Source organism: Sphingomonas sp., from assembly GCF_031426035.1.
Taxonomy (GTDB): domain Bacteria; phylum Pseudomonadota; class Alphaproteobacteria; order Sphingomonadales; family Sphingomonadaceae; genus Sphingomicrobium.
Genome location: NZ_JANPKO010000106.1, coordinates 1 through 5,331 on the forward strand (window position 1 = coordinate 1; position 5,331 = coordinate 5,331).

At 67.0% G+C, this 5,331-nt stretch carries 6 protein-coding genes and 1 tRNA gene; 4 read left to right on the top strand and 3 right to left on the bottom strand.

All coding sequences use genetic code 11. From position 1 onward, the window contains the following. The 4 genes from RMP08_RS07900 to RMP08_RS07915 all read left to right on the top strand — a co-directional run. A partial coding sequence (locus RMP08_RS07900) for a redoxin family protein (RefSeq protein ID WP_310468449.1) occupies positions 1-1,419 on the top strand: 1,419 nt, incomplete at its 5' end. Positions 1,420-1,606: 187 nt separating this feature from the next. Then, positions 1,607-2,287: a hypothetical protein gene (locus RMP08_RS07905; RefSeq protein WP_310468450.1), complete on the top strand. Its 681-nt coding sequence runs from the start codon at positions 1,607-1,609 to the stop codon at positions 2,285-2,287. 123 nt (positions 2,288-2,410) lie between these two features. Further along, positions 2,411-3,253, top strand: a complete 843-nt coding sequence (locus RMP08_RS07910) for a hypothetical protein (protein ID WP_310468451.1) — start codon at positions 2,411-2,413, stop codon at positions 3,251-3,253. Between the two features lie 386 nt (positions 3,254-3,639). Beyond that, on the top strand, positions 3,640-4,023 hold the full coding sequence (locus RMP08_RS07915) for an Eco29kI family restriction endonuclease (protein ID WP_310468452.1): 384 nt from the start codon (positions 3,640-3,642) through the stop codon (positions 4,021-4,023). Here the strand turns inward: RMP08_RS07915 and nusG are convergent. From nusG to RMP08_RS07930, 3 genes are all read right to left on the bottom strand, one after another. Then, the gene (nusG, locus tag RMP08_RS07920) at positions 4,016-4,555 is read right to left on the bottom strand and encodes a transcription termination/antitermination protein NusG (protein WP_310468453.1); all 540 of its coding nucleotides are present in this window, start codon (positions 4,553-4,555) and stop codon (positions 4,016-4,018) included. The genes RMP08_RS07915 and nusG overlap by 8 nt on opposite strands. Before the next feature lie 22 nt (positions 4,556-4,577). After that, on the bottom strand, positions 4,578-4,778 hold the full coding sequence (gene secE, locus RMP08_RS07925; RefSeq protein WP_310468455.1) for a preprotein translocase subunit SecE: 201 nt from the start codon (positions 4,776-4,778) through the stop codon (positions 4,578-4,580). Positions 4,779-5,035: 257 nt separating this feature from the next. Next, positions 5,036-5,111, bottom strand: a tRNA-Trp gene (locus RMP08_RS07930). Positions 5,112-5,331 lie beyond the last annotated feature (220 nt).

The window sequence follows — 5,331 nt, forward strand, 5'->3', positions numbered from 1 at the left end:
GCCGGCCGGCCCGGAGCACCCGGCGGCGGGATTTGCGCGTCATTGCTGCTCGGCGTCGCCACCGGCTTGCTGTGGGCCCCGTGCGCGGGGCCGATCCTTGGCATCATCTTTACCGCCGCCGCGCTCAACGGCGCCAGCGCCAACACCACTTTGCTGCTGCTTGCGTATGCCCTCGGCGCGGCGACCTCGCTGGCCCTGGCGCTGCTCGCCGGCGGCAAGCTGTTCCAGCGGATGAAAAAGTCGTTGGGCGCCAGCGAGTGGATCCGCCGCGCGCTTGGGGTTGCGGTGCTGGTCGGCGTGTCGGCCATCGCGCTTGGCCTCGACACCCGCGTGCTCGCCAAACTGTCCTCGGCGCAGACCCAGAGCATCGAGACCGGGCTCGCGCGCAAGCTCGGCCTGGCCGGCGCCGCGACCAGCAGCACCGCGGTCGGCAAGGACGGCGGGCTGATGCTCGGCGTCGAAGGCAATTTGCCCGCGCTCGACGGCATCGGGCCGTGGATCAACTCGCCGCCGCTGACCCGCGAAGCCTTGCGCGGCAAGGTCGTGCTGATCGACTTCTGGACCTACTCGTGCATCAACTGCGTGCGCTCGACGCCTTACTTGCGCGCGTGGCACCAGCGCTATGCCGACGACGGCCTGGTCATCATCGGCGTCCACGCCCCCGAGTTCGCGTTCGAGCGCAACCCCGCCAATGTGCGCAAAGCGGTCGCCGACATGGGCATCGCCTACCCCGTCGCGCTCGATAACGACTATGCGCTGTGGAAGGCGATGAATAACCAGTACTGGCCCGCCAAATACTTCATCGATGCCCAGGGCCGCGTCCGCTACCACCACTTCGGCGAGGGCAAATACGCCGAGTCCGAGGCGGTCATCCGCCAGCTGCTGCGCGAGGCCGGGCGCGCGCCCGCCGCCGCCGCCAAGCTCGGCCAGGCGATCGACGTCAAGGCCGCCGAAGCCGCCGCGGCAACCGCCACCCTGCGCTCGCCCGAGGCCTATCTCGGATATGCCCGCGCCGAGCGCTTCGCCTCGCCCGGGGGTTTCCGCAAGGATGTCAGCGCGCGCTACGCCGCCGCCCCGCTTGTGCTCAACCACTGGGCGTATGAGGGGCAATGGACCGTGGCCGGGCAGGACGCCCGCCTCGACGCCCCGGGCGGCGCAATCGTCACCCGCTTCCACGCCCGCGATGTCCACCTCGTGCTCGCCGCGCCCGCCGGCCGCCCGGTGCGCTTTCGCATCACCGTCGACGGTAAAGCCCCGGGGCGCGACGCCGGGGTCGATGTCGCCCCCGACGGCACCGGCACCGTCACCGGCGAGCGGCTCTACCAATTGGTCCGCCAGCGCGGTCCCGTCACCGACCGCACGGTCCGCATCGAGTTCCTCGACCCCGGCGCAACCGCCTTCGCCTTTACCTTCGGCTGAGGTTGGTCCGCCCAAGTAATAGCCAAATAATACAGCGCAGTGCGGGCGAGGCGAGCCAGCAATCGCGGGCACCAACATGAACAATCGGTCGGTATTACATTCACCGTCGATGCATCCATCGCGCCCCATATCGGTTGTGCTTTTGCGATCGCCGGACGCTCCCGGCGCCTTTTTCAAGGAATTTTCGATGACCAAGTTCGTCACCATTTTGACCGGCGCGGCCGGCCTCGCGCTGGTTGCCGGCGCCGCCCCCGCCGCGGCGCAGAACTATCCCTATGGCACCAACCAAAGCGGCAATGTCGTCGGCCAGGTGCTCGAGCAGGTGCTCGGCGGCGGCCGCTATGGCGCCTACGGCCAGGGCAATGACCGGCTCGCGGTCGACCAGTGCGCGCGCGCCGCCGAGGCCCGCCTCAACCGCAATGCGCAAGGCTACCAGGGCCAGGGCTATCCGGGCTACCAGGGTCAGGGCCAGGGTTATGGCTACGGCAACAACGGCTACAACAACGGCTACAACAACGGTTACGCGATGGCCCGCGTGGTCGGCATCACCGGCGTCGAGCGCCGCTCGCGCGGCCTGCGCGTCAGCGGCCTGATCGCCTCGGGCCGCAACCCCTATGGCCAGCAGGGCTATGGCCAGGGCTACGGCTACGGCAACCAGGGCTACGGCCAGCCGGGCTACGGCCAGCCTGGTTATGGTGCGCCGGGCTACGGCCAGCCGGGTTACGGCCAGCCGGGTTATGGTGCGCCGGGCTATGGCAACCAGGGCTACGCCCAGGCGGCCGACCTGCGCTTCACCTGCAACGTCGACTATCGCGGTTATGTTAGCAACGTGCGGATCAACCGCAACACCGCCCGCCGTACCTACTAAGCGGCGGTCACGAGAGTTGGACTAAACGATGCGCGCGGCCGGCAACGGCCGCGCGCATTGCTGTGTGGGGTGGGCGGCCACGGTCTTGACCAATAGGATTTCAAGGAGTGTCCTGCGTGCGGCATGACCGCGGCCGCACCTACCGATCCGCCCGCCAACCCCCGCGCCGGGCGCACGATGACGGCGCGCGAGCTCGCCCGCTTCCTTGGCCACCTCGCCGCCACCGGCAATTTCGCGCTCGCCTGCGCGCGCGCCGGCCGCGCCCGATCGGGCCTGTTCAAGCGCCGCGCCCGCGATCCCGCCTTCAACGCCGAGTGCGAGCGCGCGCTAACCGCCTTCCGCCTCAATTCCCCCACCCCCTCGGGGCAGGGGAGCAGCGCGCAGCGCGACGGGGTTTGGGAATCCTCCGACGCCCTCCTCACCGCCCCCGGCGAAATCATCCTCAGCCACGGCCGCAAGCGCCCCCCCCAATTCCGCCGCGCCGCGCCCGGCCAATTGACCCAGGCCGGCATCGCGACCTTCCTCCGCGCGCTCGCCGCAACCGCCAACGTCCGCCTCGCCGCGGCCAGCGTCGGGGTCGCCCACAGCTCGATCTACGCCCGCCGCCGCCGCCGCGATCCCGCCTTCGCCGCGGCGATGCGGTCCGCGCTGCTGCTCGGCTACGACCTCGTCGAGAGCGCGCTGCTCGAGGCCGCCGGCCGCGCCTTCGACGATGGCGGGGAGTGGCACGGCGAGGGGAACGGCGAGCCGGGGGATGAAGCCGCCGACGGTAGCGAACGCGTCGCGGCCCGCCCGGCAATCGACGACCGCATAAGCGTCGACCAAGCGCTGCAACTGCTCCGCCTCCACCGCCGCACCGCGCGCGCCGGCTGGGACAGCGCGCGCCACCAGGTCGAAGTCGCCACCCCCGCCGAGGTCGTCACCGCCCTCAAGCGAAGGCTCAAGCAGCTGGGGTGGGATCAGTGAGGGGCGGCGGGAGAGGGTGGCGGATCGACGGCTTGAAAGAGCCCCAAAACGACTCGGGCAGGCTGAGTGTCTCACGGATTTTCTAATGTAGGACAGCGAAATCTGCGAATTCTCGGATTTGGTGTGCATTTAGTAAACTGTCGCCGTGATGCGGGCTGGAGGACAGCGAAACTACCGCGGAATGAGTGGAGTATCTTCGTCATCATCTGGGTGATGTACTCAATTAGGGTGTTGAGCCGCGTCGCGATTGCCGCCGCATCGTTCGAAGATCTGGATAGCTCGTCATACTCAAGGAGTTTCCGATCGACGCCCTCTTCTTCGGCTGCGAATTTCGCGCGGTTTATGACACGAAGCTTCTCAAACTTGATCAGCTTTTTCCGTTGTATTTGGACGGCGTTGCCCTGCTCCGACAGGACTGCGAAAAGCAGGTAGTAAACGGGCACCACTATTATGACGGCGAACTGTCGTACATCGGCAAGGCGACAAAGACTTTTACGAAGAGCGGCCGGACACTGAGAGATCGGCTGAACGAGCATCTTGCGAAGCTCAAAGCGTATGACCTGGATCTGGACCGGGTCAGCTGCCGATATTTAGTTTTTCAGAGCGATTGGTGGGTGGTGGCGGCTGAGGTGGCTTTGATACGTCACCTCAATCCACCTTGGAACGGAAGCGGGCTTGGGAGCAAAACGCCAGGAGAAGGGCGACCCGGAACAGACCGAGTAAGCCTGTTCGATCAGCTGTTCTCCAAGAAGCCGACCTTGCCTACTTGACCCGCTCGACTTGCTCGAACTCGAGCTCCACCGGCGTCGCGCGGCCGAAGATGCTGACCGAGACCTTGACCCTCCCGCGGTCGAAATCGAGCTCCTCGACCAGGCCGTTGAAGCTCGCGAACGGGCCGTCGAGCACTTTGACCGAATCACCGATTTCGTAATCGACGGTGATCTTCTGCTTGGGCGCCAGCGCGGCGGCTTCGTCCTTGGTCGAGAGCATCCGCGCGGCTTGCGCGTCGGGGATCGGCTGGGGCTTGCCGTTGGGGCCGAGGAAGCCGGTCACCTTGGGGGTGTTCTTGACCAAATGGTAGACCTGGTCGTTGAGGTCCAGCTGGGCGAGCACGTAGCCGGGCATGAACTTGCGCTCGGTCTCGACGCGCTTGCCGCGCTTGATCTCGGTGATGGTCTCGGTGGGGACCTCGATCGCCTCGACGAAGCGGGCCAGGCCGAGGCGCTTGGCCTCCGACTGGATCGACTCCTTCACCTTGGTCTCGAAGCCCGAATAAGCGTGGATGATATACCAGCGGGACATGTGCGTGGTTGTGCCTTTTTGCCTAGCTGCCGAGGAGGCCGAGGAGGAACTGGACGATCGCGCTGAACAGGCTGTCGACGCCGAAGAAGAACACCGCGAGCAAGGCGGTCATGATCAGCACCATCACCGCGGTGGTGACGGTTTCCTTGCGCGTCGGCCACACCACCTTGGCGGTCTCGGCGCGGACTTGGCGGATGTATTCGCCGGGGGAAACCTTGGCCACGTTCGGTTGTGCCTTTTTCGCAAAGGGATAAGAAAACGAGGTCCGCGGCAGGGCCGTCGAACCTCGGACGAACGGCGACTTAGCGGGTGCCGCGCGACTCTTCAAGGTTGCACCGCGCGGGGCCAGCGGCATGGGGGCGGCCCCATGCCGTCGATCCTGTCGCCAGCTCCGCAGGCGCAGGTCGGCCGGGCTTCGCGCCGCCTGCAGCGGTTGGCGCGCTGCTTCGCTTGCGCTTCGCTACGCGCCTCGCTCAGGCGTGGCAGGGGCAGGGGGACTCGAACCCACGACCCTCGGTTTTGGAGACCGATGCTCTACCAACTGAGCTATACCCCTAGGCCGAGGGGCGAAGTAGCGACGCGGCCTGTGAGACGCAAGGCTCAGGCTGCGATGTCGTAGGGGGTGATCTCGCCCGACAGATAGAGGTTGCGGGCTTTGGTGCGCGACAGCTTGCCCGACGAGGTGCGCGGGAGGCTGCGCGGGGGGACCAGCTCGATCACCGCGGTGATGCCGGTGATGGCGCGGACGCGTTCGCGGATGTCGTCGCGCAGGCGGC